This window comes from Burkholderia sp. PvR073 (genome assembly GCF_054055695.1).
The window spans coordinates 62,111-83,440 of sequence record NZ_JBSRXO010000001.1 but is presented as its reverse complement, the minus strand read 5'-3'; the positions used below and the strand labels follow the sequence as shown (position 1 = coordinate 83,440).

General features: G+C 67.5%; 19 protein-coding genes. 15 read left to right on the top strand and 4 right to left on the bottom strand.

Features of this window, described 5'->3' with window-relative positions; genetic code table 11:
* Nucleotides 1-188 precede the first annotated feature (188 nt).
* The 4 genes from ACVK00_RS00345 to ACVK00_RS00330 all read left to right on the top strand — a co-directional run bounded on the left by ACVK00_RS00345 (nt 189) and on the right by ACVK00_RS00330 (nt 4,074).
* A complete protein-coding gene (locus ACVK00_RS00345; RefSeq protein ID WP_006750127.1) occupies nt 189-878 on the top strand; it encodes a DUF969 domain-containing protein in 690 nt (229 codons plus the stop codon).
* The gene (locus ACVK00_RS00340; protein ID WP_175659468.1) at nt 875-1,825 is read left to right on the top strand and encodes a DUF979 domain-containing protein; all 951 of its coding nucleotides are present in this window, start codon (nt 875-877) and stop codon (nt 1,823-1,825) included. Before ACVK00_RS00345 ends, ACVK00_RS00340 begins: the two co-directional genes overlap by 4 nt.
* A gap of 10 nt (nt 1,826-1,835) precedes the next feature.
* Complete coding sequence (locus tag ACVK00_RS00335) at nt 1,836-2,858, top strand: DUF2891 domain-containing protein (protein ID WP_284893892.1); 1,023 nt, start codon at nt 1,836-1,838, stop codon at nt 2,856-2,858.
* A gap of 151 nt (nt 2,859-3,009) precedes the next feature.
* A complete protein-coding gene (locus ACVK00_RS00330; protein ID WP_284893893.1) occupies nt 3,010-4,074 on the top strand; it encodes an asparaginase in 1,065 nt (354 codons plus the stop codon).
* Nucleotides 4,075-4,184: 110 nt separating this feature from the next.
* Here the strand turns inward: ACVK00_RS00330 and ACVK00_RS00325 are convergent, their stop codons facing one another.
* Entirely contained in the window at nt 4,185-5,159 is a 975-nt protein-coding gene (locus ACVK00_RS00325; protein ID WP_228909620.1) for a LysR family transcriptional regulator, read from the bottom strand.
* Between the two features lie 156 nt (nt 5,160-5,315).
* On the opposite strand from ACVK00_RS00325, the gene aspA reads away from it, so the two are divergent.
* Nucleotides 5,316-6,722: an aspartate ammonia-lyase gene (gene aspA / locus ACVK00_RS00320; protein WP_166725979.1), complete on the top strand. Its 1,407-nt coding sequence runs from the start codon at nt 5,316-5,318 to the stop codon at nt 6,720-6,722.
* 103 nt (nt 6,723-6,825) lie between these two features.
* On the top strand, nt 6,826-8,319 hold the full coding sequence (locus ACVK00_RS00315; protein WP_228909621.1) for an amino acid permease: 1,494 nt from the start codon (nt 6,826-6,828) through the stop codon (nt 8,317-8,319).
* 43 nt (nt 8,320-8,362) lie between these two features.
* On the opposite strand, the gene ACVK00_RS00310 is transcribed toward ACVK00_RS00315, so the two are convergent.
* The gene (locus tag ACVK00_RS00310; protein WP_284893894.1) at nt 8,363-9,052 is read right to left on the bottom strand and encodes an alpha/beta hydrolase; all 690 of its coding nucleotides are present in this window, start codon (nt 9,050-9,052) and stop codon (nt 8,363-8,365) included.
* A gap of 527 nt (nt 9,053-9,579) precedes the next feature.
* Here ACVK00_RS00310 and ACVK00_RS00305 point away from each other — a divergent pair.
* From ACVK00_RS00305 to ACVK00_RS00285, 5 genes are read left to right on the top strand one after another with little or no spacing between them, the layout of a single operon-like run.
* The gene (locus ACVK00_RS00305; protein ID WP_284893895.1) at nt 9,580-11,970 is read left to right on the top strand and encodes an MCP four helix bundle domain-containing protein; all 2,391 of its coding nucleotides are present in this window, start codon (nt 9,580-9,582) and stop codon (nt 11,968-11,970) included.
* Nucleotides 11,971-11,972: 2 nt separating this feature from the next.
* Nucleotides 11,973-12,713 (top strand): methyl-accepting chemotaxis protein, encoded by a 741-nt coding sequence (locus ACVK00_RS00300; protein WP_284893896.1) that lies wholly within the window; start codon nt 11,973-11,975, stop codon nt 12,711-12,713.
* Nucleotides 12,710-13,294, top strand: a complete 585-nt coding sequence (locus ACVK00_RS00295; RefSeq protein ID WP_284893897.1) for a hypothetical protein — start codon at nt 12,710-12,712, stop codon at nt 13,292-13,294. Before ACVK00_RS00300 ends, ACVK00_RS00295 begins: the two co-directional genes overlap by 4 nt.
* A gap of 22 nt (nt 13,295-13,316) precedes the next feature.
* Entirely contained in the window at nt 13,317-14,276 is a 960-nt protein-coding gene (locus tag ACVK00_RS00290; protein WP_284893898.1) for a chemotaxis protein CheX, read from the top strand.
* Nucleotides 14,277-14,311: 35 nt separating this feature from the next.
* Nucleotides 14,312-14,677, top strand: a complete 366-nt coding sequence (locus tag ACVK00_RS00285) for a response regulator (RefSeq protein ID WP_060238818.1) — start codon at nt 14,312-14,314, stop codon at nt 14,675-14,677.
* 13 nt (nt 14,678-14,690) lie between these two features.
* Here ACVK00_RS00285 and ACVK00_RS00280 read toward each other — a convergent pair whose 3' ends face one another.
* Nucleotides 14,691-15,572: a LysR family transcriptional regulator gene (locus ACVK00_RS00280; protein WP_228910067.1), complete on the bottom strand. Its 882-nt coding sequence runs from the start codon at nt 15,570-15,572 to the stop codon at nt 14,691-14,693.
* Between the two features lie 133 nt (nt 15,573-15,705).
* Here ACVK00_RS00280 and ACVK00_RS00275 point away from each other — a divergent pair, with 133 nt between their 5' ends.
* Both ACVK00_RS00275 and ACVK00_RS00270 read left to right on the top strand, forming a co-directional pair.
* Nucleotides 15,706-17,115, top strand: a complete 1,410-nt coding sequence (locus ACVK00_RS00275; RefSeq protein WP_228909626.1) for an MFS transporter — start codon at nt 15,706-15,708, stop codon at nt 17,113-17,115.
* A 118-nt stretch (nt 17,116-17,233) separates the two neighbouring features.
* The gene (locus ACVK00_RS00270; RefSeq protein ID WP_284893899.1) at nt 17,234-18,028 is read left to right on the top strand and encodes an enoyl-CoA hydratase; all 795 of its coding nucleotides are present in this window, start codon (nt 17,234-17,236) and stop codon (nt 18,026-18,028) included.
* A 148-nt stretch (nt 18,029-18,176) separates the two neighbouring features.
* Here the strand turns inward: ACVK00_RS00270 and alr are convergent, their stop codons facing one another.
* A complete protein-coding gene (alr, locus tag ACVK00_RS00265) occupies nt 18,177-19,298 on the bottom strand; it encodes an alanine racemase (RefSeq protein WP_284893900.1) in 1,122 nt (373 codons plus the stop codon).
* 304 nt (nt 19,299-19,602) lie between these two features.
* On the opposite strand from alr, the gene ACVK00_RS00260 reads away from it, so the two are divergent.
* The gene (locus tag ACVK00_RS00260; protein ID WP_228909628.1) at nt 19,603-19,974 is read left to right on the top strand and encodes an MAPEG family protein; all 372 of its coding nucleotides are present in this window, start codon (nt 19,603-19,605) and stop codon (nt 19,972-19,974) included.
* A gap of 306 nt (nt 19,975-20,280) precedes the next feature.
* The gene (locus tag ACVK00_RS00255) at nt 20,281-21,330 is read left to right on the top strand and encodes a C45 family autoproteolytic acyltransferase/hydolase (protein WP_284893901.1); all 1,050 of its coding nucleotides are present in this window, start codon (nt 20,281-20,283) and stop codon (nt 21,328-21,330) included.

Genomic DNA, 21,330 nt, shown 5'->3' with positions numbered 1-21,330 from the left:
GAAACACCGCCGCAACACCGCGGACACACGGCCGGCGCACCGTCGTACCGGTTTCAACGTTTACCCGAAGCGTCAAATTGTCGATTTTTTATCGATAAAGTCTCGTGCTAGATTTTGCGACCTGAAGCCGGTCGAAACCGGGCGGGCGGCGCGTCTTCAGCGTCGCGCATCCATCACAAGGAGGGGCAATGCTGGTGCTGATTGGGGTACCGATCGTCGTGATCGGTTTCGCGCTGCGCTTCAACGCGCTGCTGGTGGTCACGATCGCGGGCCTCGCGACGGGGCTGGCGGGCGGGATGAATCTTGTCGACATCGTCAGTGCATTCGGCAAGGCGTTCACCGACAACCGCTACATGGGGCTGATCTGGCTGACGCTGCCGGTGATCGCGCTGCTCGAGCGCAATGGCCTGAAGGAGCAGGCGAAGCGGATGATCTCGCGCGTGCAAGCGGCGACCACCGGCCGCGTGCTGATGCTGTATTTCGTGCTGCGCCAGGTGACCGCCGCGCTCGGCCTCACGTCGCTCGGCGGGCACGCGCAGATGGTGCGGCCGCTGATCGCGCCGATGGCCGAGGCCGCCGCCGTCAGCCAGCACGGCGAGCTGCCTGAGTCGGTGCGCCAGCAGATCCGCGCGCACGCATCGGCCGCCGACAACGTCGCCGTGTTCTTCGGCGAGGACATCTTCATCGCGATCCAGTCGATCCTGCTGATCAAGGGCTTTCTCGAACAGAACGGGATCGCGATCGAGCCGCTGCACCTGTCGGTCTGGGCGATCCCGACCGCGATCGCCGCGCTGCTGATCCACTGCACGCGGCTCGCGCTGCTCGACCGCCGGCTGTCGCGCGGCTTCGGCGCGTTCGGCCGGGAGGGCGCGCGATGATCGGCCTCGAACCGCTCTATACGCTCGCCGGGCTGATGTTCGCCGCGTTCGCGTGCTTCAACCTGATGGATCGCACGAACCCGCGTCGCGTGTTCAATTTCGCGTTCTGGGCGATCTATGCGCTCACGTTCCTGTTCGGCGCGCTGCTGCCGCACTTCGTGATGGGCTGCCTCGCGATCGCGCTCGCGCTGATCGCGGGCTCGGGCAAGCTCGGACGCGGCAAGTCGGACGAAGCCGGCGACGCGGCGGCCGCGCGGCGCGACGCGAAGGCGCTGCGCTTCGGCAACAAGCTGTTCCTGCCGGCGCTGCTGATTCCCGTCGTCACGCTGATCGGCACGTTCGCGCTGAAGCTCGTGCCGTTCGTCGATCCGAAGAGCGTGACGCTGATCTCGCTCGTGCTCGGCACGCTCGTCGCGTTCGCGGTCGCGCTCGCGATGCTGCGCGACTCACCGGTGCACGCGCTGAAGGAGGCGCGCCACACGATGGACGCGGTCGGCTGGGCCGCGATTCTGCCGCAGATGCTCGCGGCGCTCGGCGCGCTGTTCGCGGTCGCGGGCGTCGGCGGCGTGGTGTCCGGGCTCGTGAAGGACTGGGTGCCGATCGACTCGCCGTTCGCCGTCGTCGCCGCCTACACGGTCGGCATGGCGCTGTTCACGATGATCATGGGCAACGGGTTCGCCGCGTTCCCCGTGATGACGGCCGGCATCGGCCTGCCGCTGATCGTCCATCAATTTCACGGCAACCCGGCGATCCTCGGCGCGATCGGGATGCTGAGCGGCTTCTGCGGTACGCTGATGACGCCGATGGCCGCGAACTTCAACATCGTGCCCGCGGCGCTGCTCGAACTGAAGGACAAGAACGGCGTGATCAAGGCGCAGTGGCCGACCGCCGTGCTGCTGCTGGCCGTGAATACGCTGCTGATGTACGCGTTCGTATTCCGCTTCTGAGGAGATGCCCTTGACCGACCGACTGACTCCCGAACTCGCATCGAAATTCGCGTCGCTCGCGCTCGCGCACCTGACCCGCGAATATCCGAACAAGCTCACGCATTCGCTCGAAGGCCCGCACGACGTGCAGGGGCCGCGCGCGCTCCACCCGATCTTCTACGGCAGCTACGACTGGCATTCGTGCGTGCACGGTTACTGGCTTTTGCTGCGCGTGCTCGAACGCTATCCGGCGCTGCCGGAGGCCGAGCGGATCATCGCTGTCGTCGACGCGCATTTCACCGACGCGAACGTCGCCGGCGAACGCGCGTACCTCGCGCTGCCGCACAACAGCGGCTTCGAGCGGCCTTACGGGTGGGCGTGGCTGCTTGCGCTGTCCGCGCAGCTGGAGCGGCTCGCGCTGAAGGGCGTGGTGCCGCAGGCCGCACGCTGGGCGAAGACGATGGCGCCGCTCACGGACCTGTTCGTCGCGCGCTTCGAGACCTTCCTGCCGAAGGCGACCTATCCGCTGCGCGTCGGCACGCACTTCAACACCGCGTTCGCGCTCGCGCTCACGCTCGACTTCGCGCGCGCGACGCAGCGCGACGGGCTCGCGGCGCTGATCGTCGATACGGCGAAACGCTGGCACCTGGGCGATGTCGCGTGCCAGGCGTGGGAGCCGTCGGGCGACGAGTTCCTGTCGCCCGCGCTGATGGAGGCAGAGCTGATGCGGCGTGTGCTGCCGGCCGCCGAATTCGACGGCTGGTTCGCGCGTTTCCTGCCCGATCTCGCACGCGGCGAGCCGGCGACGCTGTTTGTGCCGGCAACGGTCAGCGACCGCAGCGACGGCAAGATCGCGCATCTGGACGGGTTGAACCTGAGTCGTGCGTGGTGCCAGCGCTCGCTTGCCGGCGCGCTGCCGGAAGGCGATGCGCGGCGCGCGAAGCTGCTCGATGCGGCAGAGCGGCATCTCGCGAGCGCGCTCGCGCACGTGGCCGGCGACTACATGGGCGAGCACTGGCTCGCGACGTTCGCGCTGCTGGCGCTCGACGCGTAGTCGCTTCGCTGGGGATTGTTGCGACGGCTTTGCATCCGGCGCAACACCACTTTCCATCGGCCGAGCGGCGCGACCCGGCGGCAAATCGATACACTGCCGTACCGGTTGCACGGGCCCCGGCAATCAGGCCCGACGAAGGAGACAGCACAAGATGGACACCCAACGCGCAGCGGTCGTCACGTACCGCGGCAATGCGATCGAGAACACGCACGTCGCCGATGTGGCGGTGGTGGATGCCGGCGGCAAGCTGCTGTTCAGGCTCGGCGATCCGTTCCGGACGACGCTCGCGCGCTCGGCGGCGAAGCCGGCCCAGGCGCTGTCCGTGATCGAGACGGGCGCGCCGGAGCGGTTCGGTTTCGACGATGCGGACATCGCGTTGATGTGCGCGTCGCACAGCAGCGAGGAGCGGCACATCGCGCGCACGCGGGCGATGCTGGCGAAGGTCGACGCGCACGAGTCGGATTTGCGCTGCGGCGGCCATGCGCCGCTGTCGGACGCGGTGTACCGCTCGTGGATCAAGCGCGACTACACGCCGACCGGCGTCTGCAGCAACTGCTCGGGCAAGCACGTCGGGATGCTGGCCGGCGCGCGGGCGATCGGCGCCGCGATCGCCGACTACCATCTGCCGGAGCATCCGATGCAGGTGCGCGTGAAGCAGGTGGTCGCCAATGCGTGCGGCCTGCGCGACGACGAGGTCGACTGGGCGATCGACGGTTGCAACCTGCCGACGCCGGCGTTCCCGCTCGACCGCCTCGCGCGCCTTTACGCGTCGGTGGCCGACGGCGCGGATACGGTGGAAGCCCGCGGCACGGCGACGACCGATCGCGTGCGTGCGCTGGCGCGCATTCATCATGCGATGACGGCCCATCCGGAGCTGGTCGCCGGAGAAGGGCGCTACTGCACGGTGCTGATGGACGCGTTCGAAGGGCAGGTCGTCGGCAAGCTCGGCGCGGATGCGTGCTACGGGATCGGCGTACGCGCGTCGGCGCGCACGCGGGAACTGGGCGCCGACGGCGCGCTCGGCATCTCGGTGAAGATCGGGGACGGCAACATCGACGTGCTGTACATGATGGTCAGCGAACTGCTCGAACGGCTGCGGATCGGCACGGACGCGCAGCGCGCGCGGCTCGCGGCGTTCCACCGGCCGCGGATGCTGAACACGCAGGGCGTCGAGATCGGGCACGCGACGTTCCCGTTCGAATTGCAGCCTGCCTGAAGGTAGGTAATGCTTCGACACGTCGAGGCCGTATGCGGGCGGTGCGTACGATGTGTGCGGCATCGATGCCTGCCTGCTGACCGGCGCGCCTGCGGCCGCCCGCGCGGCCGCTACGCGCCCGCGTCGCGAATCTTCATCAGTTCGACTTCCGACAGCTCGCCGATGTGCGCGAGATGGTCCGCGAGAAAGTCCTTCAGCACGCGCAGCTTCGCCGAGCTGCGCCGGTTCGCCAGATACGCGATGTAGATGTGCTCGCCCGTCAGCTTGTTGTGCAGCCGATAGCGCGGCAGCACGGCTTCGAGCCGGCCGCTCGCGAGCAGGTCGCGCACCAGCCAGATCTCGAACTCGGCGATGCCGAGCCCCGCGCAGGTCGCCTCCAGCAGCAGCTCCGAATGATCGGTGACAAGATTGCCGGCCGGCAGCACGCTGTGCCGCGCGTCGCCGCGCACGAGTTCCCAGCGCGGATCGCCTTCGGGATGCACGTAGCGCAGGCAGTTGTGATGCAGCAGGTCGTCGGGCGTCGCGGGCCGCCCGCAGCGGTCGAGATAGCCGGGCGTCGCGCACAGGATGCTGTCGTTGCGCGACAGACGGTGGACGACCAGGTTGTCCAGATAGTTCTCGCCTTCGTGGATGTCGAGATCGTAACCGCCGGCGACGAGGTCGTTGTGGTTGTCGGTGAGCCGCACGTCGAGCTGGATCGTCGGGTAACGCGCGAGAAACGGCGCGATCAGCGGCGCGAGATGGCGGCGGCCGAACGCGACCGGGGCGGTGAGCTTCAGCGGGCCGCTCGGCTGCGCATTGAGCTCGGCGACGACGCGCAGCGTGTCGTCGAGATCGGCGATCAGCGTGACCGCGCGTTCCAGGTAGATGTGGCCGGCTTCCGTCAGTGTCACGTTGTGCGTCGAGCGATGCAGCAGCGCGACGCCCAACGCGTCCTCGATCGCCGTGATCTTGCGCGCGACGGTGGACGTCGACACGTGCATCTCCTTCGCGACCGCGGAAAAGCTCCCCATTTCGACGACACGCACGAACGCGCGCATCGCGCCCAGGTGATCGAGGCCGGTGTCTCTCGCCATGGTTTTCATTCGTCTCTCGTTGTTGCGTCCCACGCAAAACCGCTTTCGATAATACAGAATCGAGCTTCTTTATGCAAAGGCATAGAATGCGATCCCGTCGTCCCGGGAAGCGGCGAGCGCAGCTGTTTTCCCCTGGCGGCACGGGACAATTCTGGAGGGGACACCATGACGGCAAACGGCTTCCGCGTCGAAGCGGATCTTTTAGGTAAACGAAGCATTCCGAATGAGGTGTACTACGGCGTCCACACGCTGCGCGCCAAAGAGAACTTCGACATTTCGGGGCGCACGATCGCGTCGCTGCCGTACCTCGTCATGGCGCTCGCGGCCGTGAAGGAAGCCGCCGCCGATGCGAACTGCGAGCTCGGGCTCCTGCCGGCCGCGTATCGCGACGCGATCACCGCGGCGTGCGTCGAGATCCGCGAAGGCCGGCTGCACGACCAGTTCGTGGTCGACATCATCCAGGGCGGCGCCGGCACGTCGACCAACATGAACGCGAACGAGGTGATCTGCAACCGCGCGCTCGAAATCATGGGGCATGCCCGCGGCCAGTACGAATACCTGCATCCCAACGAGCACGTCAATCTCGCGCAGAGCACCAACGACGTCTATCCGACCGCGATCCGGATCGCGACCTGCTTCGCGGTCGAGCATCTGCTCGAGGCGATGGCGCGCCTGCGCGATGCGTTCGCGGAGAAGGCCGACGCGTTCTCGGGCCTCCTGAAGCTCGGCCGCACGCAGTTGCAGGACGCCGTGCCGATGACGCTCGGCCAGGAGTTCTCGACCTACGCGGTGATGGTGACGGAAGACATCGCACGCCTGCAGGAAGCCGGCTGGCTGATGCGCGAGATCAATCTCGGCGCGACCGCGATCGGCACCGGCATCACCGCGCATCCGCAGTACGCGGAGAAGGCGCTGGCCGCGCTGCGACGCATCACCGGCCTGGACCTGAGCACCGCACCGAACCTGATCGAAGCGACGCAGGACTGCGGCGCGTTCGTGCAGATTTCCGGCGTGCTGAAGCGCATCGCGGTCAAGCTGTCGAAAATCTGCAACGACCTGCGGCTGCTGTCGAGCGGCCCGCGTGCCGGGTTCGGCGAGATCAACCTGCCGCCGGTGCAGGCCGGCTCGTCGATCATGCCGGGCAAGGTGAACCCGGTGATTCCGGAGGTCGTGAACCAGGTCGCGTTCGAAGTGTTCGGCAACGACCTGACGGTGACGTTCGCCGCCGAGGCCGGCCAGCTTCAGCTCAACGCGTTCGAGCCGGTGATCGCGAGCGCGCTGTTCCGCAGCTTCAGCCACCTGACGGCCGCCTGCACGACGCTCGCGGGCCGCTGCGTGAGCGGGATCACCGCGAACCCCGAGCGGTTGCGCGACACGATGGAGCGGTCGGTCGCGCTCGCGACCGCGCTGAACCCGTACATCGGCTACAAGCGTGCGACAGCCGTGGCCGCCGAGGCGCACGCGAGCGGCAAGTCGATCCGCGAAGTCGTGCTCGATCGCGAGCTGATGACCGCCGCGCAGCTGGACGAAGCGCTGCAGCCCGAAGCGCTGATCCGTCCGCGCGCGTACTGATTCCGGCCGCGCGGCGCCGGCGCATGCCGCCGGCGGCCCGCGCGCGCCCGTTACCGCAGCGCCCCGTCGACGGGCGCGATACATCAAGAAACGGAGACACACCATGAAGCACGTCAGCGAGCGCCCGGCCGACACGGCCGGCGGCGCGGATCCCCGTCATGCCGATCGCGAAGCGATGTTCGCGTCGCACGAAGCCGGCTATGCGAAACAGTTGAAGCCGCGACACGTGCAGATGATCGCGATGGGCGGTGCGATCGGCACCGGCCTCTTTCTCGGCGCGGGCGGCCGCCTGCAGAGCGCGGGGCCCGCGCTGGCGGTCGTGTATCTCGTGTGCGGCGTATTCGCATTCCTGATCATGCGCGCGCTCGGCGAGCTGGTGATGCACCGGCCGACCAGCGGCGCGTTCGTGTCGTACGCACGGGAGTTCATGGGCGAGCGCGCGTCGTTCGTCGCGGGCTGGATGTACTACCTGAACTGGGCGACCACCGGCATCGTCGACATCACCGCGGTCGCGATCTACATGAAGTACTGGGCCGCGTTCTCGGACGTGCCGCAGTGGGTGTTCGCGCTCGGCGCGCTCGGCATCGTGTCGGTGATGAACATGATCGGCGTGAAGGTGTTCGGCGAGATGGAGTTCTGGTTCTCGATCGTGAAGGTGGGCACGCTCGCGCTGTTCCTCGGGGTCGGCGCCGTGTTTCTCGCGAGCGGCCATCCGGTTGCCGGCCAGATGCCGGGGCTGCACCTGATCGCGGATCACGGCGGGATCTTTCCGCACGGCATCCTGCCGGCGGTGCTGATCGTGCAGGGCGTTGTGTTCGCGTATGCGAGCATCGAGCTCGTCGGCGTCGCGGCGGGCGAGACCGCCGATGCGCGCAAGGTGCTGCCGAAGGCGATCAACAGCGTGATGTGGCGCATCGCGCTGTTCTACGTGGGTTCGGTCGTGCTGCTGACGATGCTGCTGCCGTGGACCGCGTACAGCGCGCACGAAAGCCCGTTCGTGACGTTCTTCAGCAAGCTCGGCGTGCCGTACGTCGGCACGGTGATGAACGTCGTGGTGCTGACCGCCGCGCTGTCGAGCCTGAACTCCGGCCTCTATTCCACCGGGCGCGTGCTGCGTTCGCTCGCGATGGGTGGCTCGGCGCCGCGCTTCGTGTCGCGGATGAACGCGCGCGGCGTGCCGTACGGCGGGATCCTCGTCACGGTCGCGGTCAACGCGATCGGCGTGCCGCTGAACTACATCGTGCCGGCGCAGGCGTTCGAGATCGTGCTGAACATGGCGTCGCTGGGGATCATCACGACCTGGGGCTTCATCGTGATGTGCCAGATCCTGTTCCGCCGCGCGGTCAATCGCGGCGAGCTGAGCCCCGTGTCGTTCCGGATGCCCGGCGCACCGTTCACGTCGTGGCTCACGCTCGGGTTTCTCGTCAGCGTGCTGGTGCTGATGGCGTTCGATTACCCGGGCGGCACGTGGACCGTCGGGATGATTCCGTTGGTCGTGCTCGCGCTGGTGATCGGCTGGAAGCTCGCGAAGCGCGGTGCCGCGCGAGAGCAGGCAAGTGCCGCACCGGCCATCGCCGATCCGGCCAGCAACGTCTGACGATGTCCGATGATGCGCGCGGGCGGGTCGACCGCCCGTGCGCTCAGTTCAATCCGACGCGCGCGCCGACCCAGCGGCTGAAGTCGTCGGCCATCGGCGCCGTGAGTTCGTGGCCGGCGTCGTAGAGCCGCGTATCGTGCGCGACGCCGAGCGCCGTCAGCTTCGCGTCGGCCGTATTGGCCCACGCGAGCGGCAGCTTGTCGTCGAAGCGGCCGTGCATCACCAGCGCGTGCAGCCGGCTCAATGCATCGCGCGACGCGATCAGCGGATCGATCTCGGGCAGGATGCGCCCGCACAGCACCGCGAATGCGGCCACGTCGGCCGGCGACGTGAGCGCGACGCTCGCGCTCATGATGCCGCCCTGGCTGAAACCGGCGATCACGGCGGGCAAGTCGGGGGCGCCGGTGTCGGCGTCCGGGGCGCGCAACGCACGCAGCAGCGCGATCAGCTGCACGCGGCTCGCCTCCGCGCGGGCCGCATCGATTTCCGGGCCGTTCGGGCCGAAGCGCACCGGAAACCACGCGTGCTGGTTGGGGCCGAACGTCAGCGGGCCGCGCACGAAGGCGATTTCGATGCGCGGATCGATCGTGCCGGCCAGGTTCAGCAGGTTGGTTTCGTTGCCGCCGACACCATGCAGCAGCAACAGGCGGCCCGCGGGGCGGCCGGCGGCCGGGCGCAGCCGGTACTGGAGGCCGGATTCGGCGTCGGTGGTCAGCGGCAGGACGTCGGTCATTGCGTGGGTCCGGTAGGGGGATGAGCCGACAGTCTAGAACGCGCGGACGGCGACGTGAATCGCCGGATGGCGATTGATTGTTTCCTGACGGGAATGAATGTAAGGGGGCCAGGGTCCCCAATATAGGGGCAGCGACTGCGGAGGGACGGATTCGCCGGCAGTAAAAGGCTGCATCAATACCGGCGAAAGAGACCGAACAAGCGACTCGATTCGCAGATAATACGCAAACGTTTTACCGGTATTCGACCGGATTGAATTGCCGGATCACAAATAAAAGAATAAATACCCGGATTCATTTACGGCAGGCCGCCTGGCCGCCCCGACAGCGCCTGCAGGCCCGATGTTAACGGCCGATTCGAGAATAACTTTAGGATTTTCTCGCCGCAATTGACCATTGCGATTTCCTCAATGACCGATTGATTTGCAGTCATCGGACAGTCATACACCATCCCCGATAATTCGGCGCTCACATTCTTTCAATAGACCAAAGGGCGATCGAAGCCGGATCGCTGCGGGGAGCTGTACTCATGACCATTCGTCATCGCATTACGCTGCTAGTCGTCCTGACGTTTTTCGCGCTGTCCGCGATCGGCGTGTACGCCGTGTACCAGACGCGCAAGAGCGCGTCCGAGGTGCGTCAGGTTACCCAGGGAATCGTGCCGAGCGCGCTCGCGTCGGCGGATCTCGTCGCCGATGTGAAGAACATCCAGATCGCGACGATGACGCTGGTGTACGCGCCCGACGCGAACACCGCCGCGCAGGCGCGCGACGAGCTGAAGGCGAAACAGGCCGCACTGCGCGCGGCGCTCGACGCGCAGGCAAAGTCGGCGGTCGGGCAGGCGCAGCAGGGCCTCGTCGAGCAGGCGAAGGACAGCGCCGCGAACTACTTCGCGGCGATCGACGACACCGTGAAGATGAAGGCCGACGGCGAGCTGGAGATGGCGCAGGCCTACCTGTTCGCGAACGTCGCGCAGTATCGCGACGAACTCGAAAGCATCGTCGACACGCTGCGCGTCGAGAAGAACCGCCAGAAGGACGACGCGATCCGCGCGCTGAACGGCATGCTGTCGACCACGGCGACCGCGATCGCGGCTGTCGCGGGCACGGTCGTCGTGCTGCTGACCGCGCTCGGCTTCGTGCTGTACCGCCAGATCGCGCGCCCGCTGATCGGGATGCAGACGGCGATGAGCGAGATCGCGACGAGCCAGGACTTCACGCGCCGCGTGCCGGTGGGCCGGATGGACGAGATCGGTCATTCGATCGTCGCGTTCAACGGGATGATCGAGAAGATCCAGGAGAACGCCGCGCAACTGAAGCAGAAGACGGCCGACATCCAGGCGATGCTGCAGAACATGCAGCAGGGGATCATGACGGTCGTCGAAGGCGGCGTCGTGCATGCGGAGTATTCGGCGTACCTCGAGACCATCTTCGAGACGAGCGACATCGCTGGACGCGACCTGATGACGCTTGTGTTCGACGATTCGAGCATCGGCGCCGACGCGCGCTCGCAGGTCGATGCGGCCGTGCATGCGTGCCTCGGCGAGGACAGCATGAACTTCGCGTTCAACGAGCACCTGCTCGTCAACGAAGTCGCGAAGCGGATGCCGGACGGCCGCGAGAAGTGGCTCGACCTGAGCTGGTCGGCGATCACCGACGAGACCGACACGGTCGTGCGGCTGATGCTGTGCGTGCGCGACGTGACCGAGATCCGTGAGCTGACCGCGCAGGCCGGCGAGCAGCAGCGCCGCCTCGAGATGATCGGCGAGATCCTGTCGATCAGCCAGGACAAGTTCCATGACTTCGTGCACAGCGCGAAGGGCTTCCTCAGCGAGAACGAGCGGATGATCCGCCAGCACGAGCGCGCGGATCACTCGATCGTCGCGGCGCTGTTCCGCAACATGCACACGATCAAGGGCAATGCGCGTACGTACAGCCTTCAGCATCTGACCAACATCGTGCATGAAGCGGAGCAGGCGTACGAATCGTTGCGCCGCGCGGACGGCGGCCCGGAGTGGAACCGCGATGCGCTGATGGACGACCTGGTTCGCGTGCGCGAGGCGGTCGATCACTACGCGACGATCAACGCGGTCACGCTCGGCCGCCAGGGCGAGCCGGCGCAGCCCGGCGGCGGTGACTACCTGATGGTCGAGCGCGCGCATATCAGCGAGAGCCTGCGCATGCTCGACGGCGCCGATCCGGCGAACGCGGGCGACTGGCTCGCTGCGCGCGATTCAGTGCGCCGCCTGCTGAGCCAGTTCGGCACGCAGGGCATCGGCGATGCGCTGGGCGGCGTGATCGAATCGCTGCCGTCGCTCGCGGCCGAACTGGGCAAGCCGGCGCCCGTCGTGCATATCGACAGCAACGGCCATCGCGTGCGCAGCGAGATCGGCGCGACGCTGAAGAACGTGTTCATGCACCTGCTGCGCAACGCGATCGACCACGGGATCGAAACGTCCGACGAGCGACGCGCGGCCGGCAAGGCGCCGGCCGGCAAGATCGACATCGCGGTCGACGTCGAGGATGATGCGCTGCGTTTCGTGCTAGGCGACGACGGCCGCGGCCTCGCGCTCGACCGGATTCGCGGGATCGCGCGCGAGCGCGGGTGGATCGACGCCGGCAACGAAGCCGCGCTGACCGACGAAGCGGTGGCCGAACTGATCTTCCGTCCGGGCTTCTCGACCGCGCGTGCCGTGACCGAAGTGTCCGGGCGCGGCGTCGGGATGGACGCGGTGCGCAACTTCCTGAAGCGCGACGGTGGCGACATCGCGTTGCGCTTCACCGACGATCGCGTCGGCTCGCCGTATCGCTCGTTCGAGACGATCGTGTCGCTGCCGGCGCGCTTCGCCGCGGACGGCGCCGCGCACCACGCCGAGCCGCACGCACGCGCCGGCATCGTGAACGTCGACGTGGCGGAGTGATCGTGCAAGCATGGATGATCCCGATCGGCGCCGCGCTGGCGGGCGGCCTGGTGGTCGCGGTAATCGCCGCGATCGTGTGTCGCGTCATGCGAGCGCGGCTCGTTGCCGCGCTGACGCGTGAAGCGGATGCGTTGCGCGATGCGCTCGGCGCGGCCGATGCGCGTGCCGACGAAGCCGTCGCCGCGCAGACGCAAGCGGCGCAGGCATGGGCGCGCCGCGAGACGGAGCTCGAGGAAGCGCTGGCCCGGGAGGCGGCCGGCACCGGCGAGCAGCGCGACGCGCTGCAGGCGCTCGCGGCCGAGCGCGCGGCACTGGCGCAGCAAGCGACGAAGCTTGCCGACGAAGCGGCGCGGCTGCGCGGGCTGGCCGGCACGTTCGAACGCTGGCACGAGCAGATGATCTCGCTGACCACGCAGAACCAGGACATGCGCGCGAAGAACCAGGAACTGTCGGCGATCGTCGCGCACGTGTCGATCGTGTCGCTGAACGCATCGATCGAGGCTGCGCGCGCGGGTGCGGCCGGACGCGGCTTCTCGATCGTCGCGAGCGAGGTGCGCGGGCTCGCCGCGCGCTCGCAGCAACTGTCGAACAGCTATCGCGACAGCCTGAACCGCAACGATCTCGTGACGGCCGCGACGTTCCAGGACATCCAGGCCGGCGGCAAGATGATCACGGCCGCGCTGGCGACGGTCGAGACACTCGCCGGGCAACTGCATGCGCGGCTCGAAGGAGCGGCGGCGTGATCAGCGTGCAGGCCCGGGCCGGTTTCGAGCGGATCTTCTTCGATGCGGCGCGCACGCGGCTCGCGTCCGGCGGCGCCTGCGAGATCCGGCCGGCCGCGGGCGATGCGCACGACGCATCGCACGATCCGTCACGCCAGAAGTCGCGCACGACGCCGAAGGTGTCCGAGCACGTCGCGGTGCTGACGATCTCGGCTTTGCATTTCCGGCTGCTGCTCGCGCTGCGCTTTCGTGACGACGCGCCGACGCGCCGTCATTTCGCCGCGGCCGCGTCTGGCGCGAGCGCGCAGCGGCCGCTGCCCGAAGCGTTCATGGAAGTCGCGAACCTGTGCTGCGGCGCGATCAACCAGGCGCTGACCGCGCCGTTCCCCGATCTCGGGATGTCGACGCCTTACCTGCTGAGCGGCGCGAGCATCGACTACCTGCCGGCGCTGAATCCCGATCATGTGGCCGCGTACGACGTGACGCTCGACGGCGACGTGCGGATCGGCGCGACGCTGTGCGTGTGCGCGAACGCGCCGGTCGATTTCCACGTGCCGGAAGGGGCGAGCGTGGACACGGGCGGCGAACTCGAACTGTTTTGACTGATTCCGAGGACTTCACGAGATGACCGTAGACCAACCCGTCAGCAAGGTGCTCGTGCTCGACGACAGTCCGGCGCATGCGGCGACGATCAAGCGCTTCTGCGACGAGCACAACCTCGTCGGCCTGACCGTGCGGCGCAACCGGCTGCTGAAGGTGCTGCGCTCGAACATCGATCTCGGCGCGATCCTGCTCGCCGAGGACTACGGCGGCTCCCCGGCCGAGAGCGCGATCATCGCGACGCAGATCGACGCGTTGCGCCCCGAGCTGCCGATCATCCTGCGCCGTGCGTCGGACGCGTCGCGCGACGGGCTGCCCGAAGCGCTCGCGCGCGTCGCGTGCGCCGCCTACGTCGCGGACGACATGACGCCGCTCGCGCGTGCGATCGGCGAATACCTGTTCGGCCGCGACTATCCGAACGCGCTCGTGCGCGGCATCTCGGAGATCACCGAGGCGCGGCTCGACAGTCTGTTCCCGGGCATGACGATCGAGCGCGACACGCCGTGCATCGTCCGCGACCAGATCATCTTCGGCGAAGTGTTCAGCCTGATCGCGCTCGAAAGCGCGTGGTGCCGCGGCTACATGCTGCTGCAGACGAGCGAGCAGCCGCTGCTCGACATGATCGGCGGCACGCGCGACGACGGCCGCGCGCCCGATTTCCGCGACGTGAACAGCCTGCTCGGCGAGCTGACCAACCTCGTGTGGGGAGCGTTCAAGAACCGCTATCTCGGCGACGCGGAGGCGCTCGCGCGCCATCCGGTGCAGGTGCCGCTCGTCGTCAATCACAAGCAGAAGTTCATTTCGTTCGGCGGCGACTGTCCGCAGCTCTGTTTCAAGTACCGGATGACCGACCCCGCATCGGGGCGGTCGGTGCAGCTCGATCAGCGTTTCGTGTTCAGCCTGAGCTGGTCGCCGGAGGATTTCCGCGAATCGGTGCAGGACGTGGGGCCGATGGTCGAATCGGGCGAACTCGAACTGTTTTGAATGTTGAAGTAGTCACAACGAAAGAGGAACACGGCATGGCAAAGATTCTGGTGGTCGACGATTCGGGCACGGTGCGCGACGAAGTCGCGGGTTTCCTGCGCAATCACGGGCTCGACGTCGCGACGGCGGTGGACGGCAAGGACGGGCTCGCGAAGCTCAAGGCAACGCCCGGCGTGCGCCTCGTGATCAGCGACGTGAACATGCCGAACATGGACGGCCTGACGATGGTCGAGAAGATCCGCGGCGAACTGGCGAACGCGTCGGTCAACGTCGTGATGCTGACGACCGAAAGCAGCCCGGCAATGAAGGAGCGCGGCAAGGCCGCTGGCGTGAAGGGCTGGATCGTGAAGCCGTTCAAGGGCGATGCGGTGCTCGACGCGCTGAAGAAGCTCGCGGGCTGAGCGCGCAAGCCCGTTACCGGGTGGATGGCGTGGCGGTTGCGAATTCGTCGACGACGGCTTCGATCACTGCCTGCACGCGTGCGGTCTTGTAGAGATCGGCATGGGCGACGAGCCACACGTCGAAATGATTGCATCGCCGGGCCATGAGGCGCACCAGTTCCGGTTCGGCCTCGGCGCGGAAGCACGGCAGCTCGGCAATGCCGAGCCCTGCAAGCGCAGCCTCGACCAGCATCATCGTCGACGATGTCTGGAACATCACGCGCCCGCGCGAAGTCGGTTCGCCGCATAGCGCGTCCCACATCGTCGGCATCACCGGCTGCTGGTACATCACCAGATCGTGTCCGTCGAACGCGCTGCCCGCGACCGGTTCGCCGCGCTCGGCCAGGTAGTGGCGCGATGCATAGATGCCCGTTTCGAGATGTCCGAGCCGCCTGACGATCAGGTCCGGCGACTCCGGCCGCAACGTGCGAATCGCGAGATCCGCTTCGCGGCGTGTGAGATTGGCGATTTCGGCCGACGTCACGCACACGACGTCGATGCCGGCATGCCTGCGCCGCAAGCGGGCGATGGCGGGAATCACGAAACGCTTGCCGAGCGAGTCGGTCGTGGCAATGCGCACGGATCCGGCCAGTTGCTCGTCGAGCCCCATCACGCGTCGTTCGATCGTGAGCGACGCCCGTTCCATCGTTTCGGCGGGTTCGAGCAGCGCTTCGCCCGCGGTGGTCAGCACGTAGAGGGCCGGCGTTCGGAGAAACAGGCGCGCCGAGAGCTCGTCTTCGAGCGCGGCGATCCGGCGCCCCACCGTCGCCTGATCGACGTTCAGTTGCGCCGCGGCGCCGCGCAGCGTGCCGGTGCGCGCCAGGGCCAGGAAGAAGCGGGCATTGTCCCAGTTCATGCGGGTCGACAGTGTCATCGGGTAGCGCGGCGGCGGGAAGTGAAGATGCATATCTGCATCAGGGAAATGCAAAATTATCACTTTTCTGCATCGCATGCGGTTTCTAGACTCCCGGCATCTGCCTGGAGATCTCATGACCGATTGCAATCCTGTTTCCGTTCCCGTATCCATGGCGGCAGCGAGCCGCCCGACGGCGCGCGAGCAGCGCTTCACGCTGGCGCTTGTCGCGATCGGAATGTTCATGGCGGTACTCGATACGACGATCGTCAACGTTGCACTGCCCGCGATGCGCACGAGTCTCGGCGCGACGGTCGCGGAACTCGCGTGGATCGTCGACGCGTATACGCTCAGCTTCGCGGCGCTGATCCTCGCGGGCGGCGCGCTGTCCGACCGGTACGGCGCGAAGCACGTGTATCTCGCGGGGCTGGCGTTGTTCGTCGGCGCATCGGCGGCGTGCGGCGTCGCGTCGTCCGTGGCGATCCTCGTGGCCGCGCGTTTCGTGCAGGGCATCGGCGCCGCACTCTTTTTGCCCGCGTCGCTCGCGGTCGTGCGCAGCACTTTCGACGTACCTGCCGAGCGGGCGCGCGCGATTGCGGTCTGGGCGGGCATCGCGTCGGTCGCGGTGGCCGTGGGGCCGGTGCTGGGCGGCATCCTGGTGGATGATTTCGGCTGGCGCAGCGCTTTCCTGATCAATGTACCGACCGGCGCGCTCGCCTTCGCCGGGGCGGCCGTGCTCGTTCGGGCGTCGGTCGCGCGGCATGCACGCCACTTCGATTGGGCCGGCCAGTGCCTCGGTGCGACGGCACTCGGCGCGCTGTGTTTTGCAGTGATCGAATTGCCGACGCGCGGCCCTGGCGCCGCGGAAGTCCGGTGTGCACTTCTGGTCGCCGGGCTCGCTGCAGCCGTGCTGATCGTCGTCGAGCGGCGTGCCCGCAATCCGATGGTTCCGCTGGCCTGGTTTCGCAATCGCATATTCGTCGCGATGAACCTGATGGGCAGTCTGGTCTATGTCGGCTACTTCGGTCTGCTGTTCGTCCTGAGCCTGTACCTGCATGGGCGCTTCGGCATGAGTGCGCGGCAGACGGGGCTGACGCTGTTGCCGTTTGCGCTGAGTTTGTCGCTTGGCAATCTGTTGTCGGGGAAATGGCAGGGCCGCGTCCACCCGGTCCGGCTGATGGCAAACGGCCTCGGGATGGCGGCGCTGGCCATTCCGGCGCTCGCGGTCGCGCTCACGCTGCGCGCGCCGTGGCCGGTGGTCTGGGCGGCGATGGCCGCCTTCGGCACCGGGACCGCGTTGTCCGTGGCGCCGATGATCGCGACCGTGCTCGAACAGGTGCCTGCGGATGCGGCGGGCGTGGCGTCGGGATTCCTCAATGCGGCGAGACAGGCAGGGAGCCTGCTCGGCGTGGCCATCGCAGGCGCCGCGACGATACTGTTGCCGAATCTGACCGACGCGCTGTGGGCGATCGCGGCGGTCGGCTGTGTCGCCTATGCGACGGCCGCCGTTGCCGCGCGGACGGCGGGCACGGCGAAAGGCACGTGACTGGACGCCGCGCCGAATGTGGAGGACCATTTCATCGATACGCCGCGAACGCGCGTGCACGATCGCTGCGCTGTTCGCGCCGCACCGAATCCTGCCGAACCCTGTCGAGCGGAACATCATGGAACCCGATCAAGAGACTGCCGAGCCGATCCTGTTGCGCGACGCGCACGACGGCGTCGTCACGCTGCGGCTGAACCGGCCGCAACAGTTCAACGCGTTGTCGGAGGCGATGCTCGCGAGCCTGCACGACGCGTTCGAATCGCTGGCCGCCGATCCGCACGTGCGCTGCGTCGTGCTCGCCGCGCAGGGCAAGGCGTTCTGCGCGGGCCACGACCTGCGGCAGATGCGCGGCAAGCCCGAACTCGACTACTACCGCACGCTGTTCGCGCAATGCAGCCGCGTGATGCTCGCGATGCGCGCATTGCCGGTGCCGGTGATCGCGCGCGTGCAGGGGATCGCGACGGCGGCCGGCTGCCAGCTCGTCGCCGCGTGCGACCTTGCGATTGCGGCCGACACCGCGCGCTTCGCGGTATCGGGCATCAACGTCGGGCTGTTCTGTTCGACGCCGGCCGTCGCGTTGAGCCGCAACGTCACCACGAAGCGCGCGTTCGACATGCTCGTGACCGGGCGCTTCGTCGATGCGGCGACGGCCGCCGCGTGGGGGCTCGTCAACGAGTCCGTGCCCGAGGATGCACTCGATGCGGCTCTCGCGCGCAAGGTCGCGGAGATCGTCGCGAAGAGCCCGGCCGCGGTGCGTTACGGCAAGCAGATGTTCTACCGGCAGCGCGAGTTGCCGCTCGACGAAGCCTATGCGTATGCGGGCGACGTGATGGCGCGCAACATGATGGAAGAGGACGCCGGCGAAGGGATCGATGCGTTCCTGGAGAAGCGCAAGCCGACGTGGCGTTCGTAGCGCCGCGTGGCGGCGGGGCGGTAACGCGTGCTCGTTCGACTGCGTTCCGGGCACGCCGTAAAAGCAAACGGGCCGCTTGCAACGCGGCCCGCAAATGGATCCGGATACGCCACGACACGACAGCGTGCCGCCGCATCCGTGACCTCCATCATCGCCCGTGGCTGCCCGTGCGCAGCAGCGGCTCCATCGTCGACGCCCCCGGCGGCACGATCACGACCGGCACGCGCTGCGCGAGCGCGCACATCAGCTCGTAACCGATCGTGCCGCTGGCTTCCGCGACATCGTCCACCTTCACCTGATCGCCCCACAACTCGACGCTCGAACCGATGCCCGCGTTCGGGCACGGCGTCAGGTCGACGGTCAGCATGTCCATCGACACGCGGCCGACGACACGCGTCATCACGCCGTCCACCGCGATCGGCGTGCCGGTCGGTGCGTGGCGCGGATAGCCGTCCGCGTAGCCGCACGCGACGACGCCGATCCGCATCGGCCGGTCCGCGGTGAAGCGGCGACCGTAACCGACCGTCTCGTCCGGCGCGAGCGTCTGCACGCCGATGATCTTGCTGGTCAGCGTCATCGCGGCCATCAGCGGCGTGTCGGCGATGTGCCGCGCCGCGCCGGTCGGCGACGCGCCGTACAGGATCGTGCCGGGCCGCACCCAGTCGCGGTGCGCGCGCGGATGCCACAGCACGGCTGCCGAATTCGATGCCGAGCGCTCGCCCGGAATCCCGGCCGTGGCCGCATCGAACTGTTCGAGCTGCCAGTTGACTTCGCCTTCGTCGGCGTTCGCGAAATGCATCATCAGCGTGATCTTGCCGATCGACGGCGCGGCCGCCGCGCGTTCCCACGCGGCGCGGAATGCGTGCGGCCGGTAGCCGAGCCGGTTCATCCCCGAGTTCATCTTCAGCTGGATGTCGAGCGGCTGCCGTGGCTTCGCGGCGATCAGCAGGTCGAGCTGTTCGTCGCAGTGCACGGCCACCGTCAGCCGGTGGCGATCGGCCAGTTCGACGTCCGCCGGCTCGAAGATCCCTTCGAGCAGCAGCACCGGCTTGTCCCAGCCAAGCTCGCGCACGCGCACGGCTTCGTCGAGATCGAGCAGCGCGATGCCGTCGGCGGCCGCGAGGCCCGGGTAGATCCGCTCGATTCCGTGACCGTATGCGTTGGCCTTGATCACGGCCCACACGCGCGATTGCGCGGCGGTGCGGCGGATGAAGTCGAGGTTGTGGCGGACGGCGTCCGGACGGACATGGGCGACGATGGGACGGGGCATGGGCAGGCTCGGGTCGAAAAGTCGTTCGGCGCGCGCGGCGGCGCGGCGCGGGTCGGCAGACTGGCGCGGCAACGCGCCGAGCCAGTGTTGATCGCTATCTTATTGGTGTTCGACAAGTTTTAATTAACGTATTTATCGGTGATTTGGTGGAATTTTGGGTGCCGGATCCGTGGAGCGATGGCCGTCAGCAGCTCGCACGGCCGAGTCTCCCGTCTAGAAAACCGGTGCCCGAACAGCGCAGGCCAATGCTAAGCTCTGCGCGACCGTGTCATTGATCAATGTAATCATAAAGGAGGAGACCTGGATGACCACGTCCCAGCTGTGCCTGTTCATCGTCGCGCTGTTGCCGTTCCCGCTGACGTTCCTGGCCAAGGCCCGCAAGGGTTACGACAACCACACGCCGCGCGAGTACCTGGCGAAGCTCGAAGGGTGGCGCGCGCGGGCGCAGGCCGCGCACCAGAATGCGTGGGAAGCGCTCGCACTGTTCACCGCCGCGCTGGTGGTCGCGTGGCACAACGGCGCGAATGCGCACCATGTCGACCAGATCGCGATGGGATTCGTCGCGATCCGCGTCGTCTACACGCTGATGTACCTGCTGAACTGGGCGTCGCTGCGCTCGCTCGTGTGGTTCGGCGGAATGGTGTGCGTCGTCGCGTTGTTCTTCGCGGCGCCGTGACGACGGCGTGAAGGGGGAGGCTGGCGGGGCTTCGCGCGCCGCGCGCTCCGCGCCTCCTTTTCCTCCGATTTATCCCGTCCGTTCGGCGCGGGTTTCTCTCCATGCATTTATCCGGTGAGCATGTTTTTGTTGTCGTAGTATCCGCATTGACAACACATGTTGCGTTAATGTCTAATTCAACATCGCATGTTGCGATGAGGCTCGAGGTCGTCGTTCTCCGGCCAGCCGGCCGCTTACATCGCTCGATCATGCAGAGAACAAGGCATTCCTGAAACACGTGTCCTGAACGAAACCGAACCACGCGACATGCCGCTTTCCCTTTCCCCCGTTATCGCGGGCACGCCGTTCGAGATCGGCGTGCGCCTCGGCGAGCTTGCCCGCCCCGTGTTCGATACGTACATGCAGCAGAGCAGCGCATGGCAGGCCGTGCGCCGCTGGCGCGGCCATCCGTTCGTCGCCGCGCTGCGGCAGGCCGCGCTGGCCGCGTACCCCGATCTCGTCGCGGAACTGGACGGGATCGCGGCGGGCGTCGGCTGGCCGGCCGAGGACATCTTCTTGTGGAATTGCCGCGGCGAGCTGATCCACAACGCGCCCGACGGCTGCACGACGCTCGCCGCGCGCGATGCGCACGGCACGCGCTGGATCGCGCACAACGAGGACGGCGATCCGTACCTGCGCGAGCGCTGCTTGCTCGTCGACGTGCAGCCGCAAGGCAAGCCGGGCTTCATCAGCTTCTATTACCCGGGCTCGCTGCCCGGGCATACGTTCGCCGCGAATCGCGCGGGCATCGCGCAGGCGATCAACAACCTGCGGATCCTTACGCCGGCGGTCGGCGTGCCGCGGATGATCCTCGCGCGCGCGGTGCTCGACGCGACGTCGCTCGATGCGGCCGCCGACGTGCTGCGCACGCATGCGCGCGCGAGCGGCTTTCACCACACGCTCGGCGCGACCGGCGATGCGCGGCTCCTGAGCATCGAGGCGAGCGTCGCGCGGTGCTCGGTGGTCGACGTCGCGCGGCTTGCTGGCCATGCCAACCATCTCGTACATCCCGGCTGCGAAGCTGAGGCGCAGATCGTCACGCAATCGTCCGGCGATCGCCAGCACCGCGTCGATGCGCTGACACAGGGCATCGACACGATCGACGAAGCCGCGCTGCTGCGCGTGCTCGGCGATCGCGCACCGGAAGGGCTGCCGATCTATCGCGACGATCCGGCCGATCCCGACGACGAGAACACGCTGGCGACCGCGGTGTTCGCCATTCGCGACACAGCGATCGACTTCACCATCCATCAACACGGCACGCAGCGCTTCGCGACGCGCATCGTGCCGTCCGCGCACGCGCGCAGCGCGTTCTGA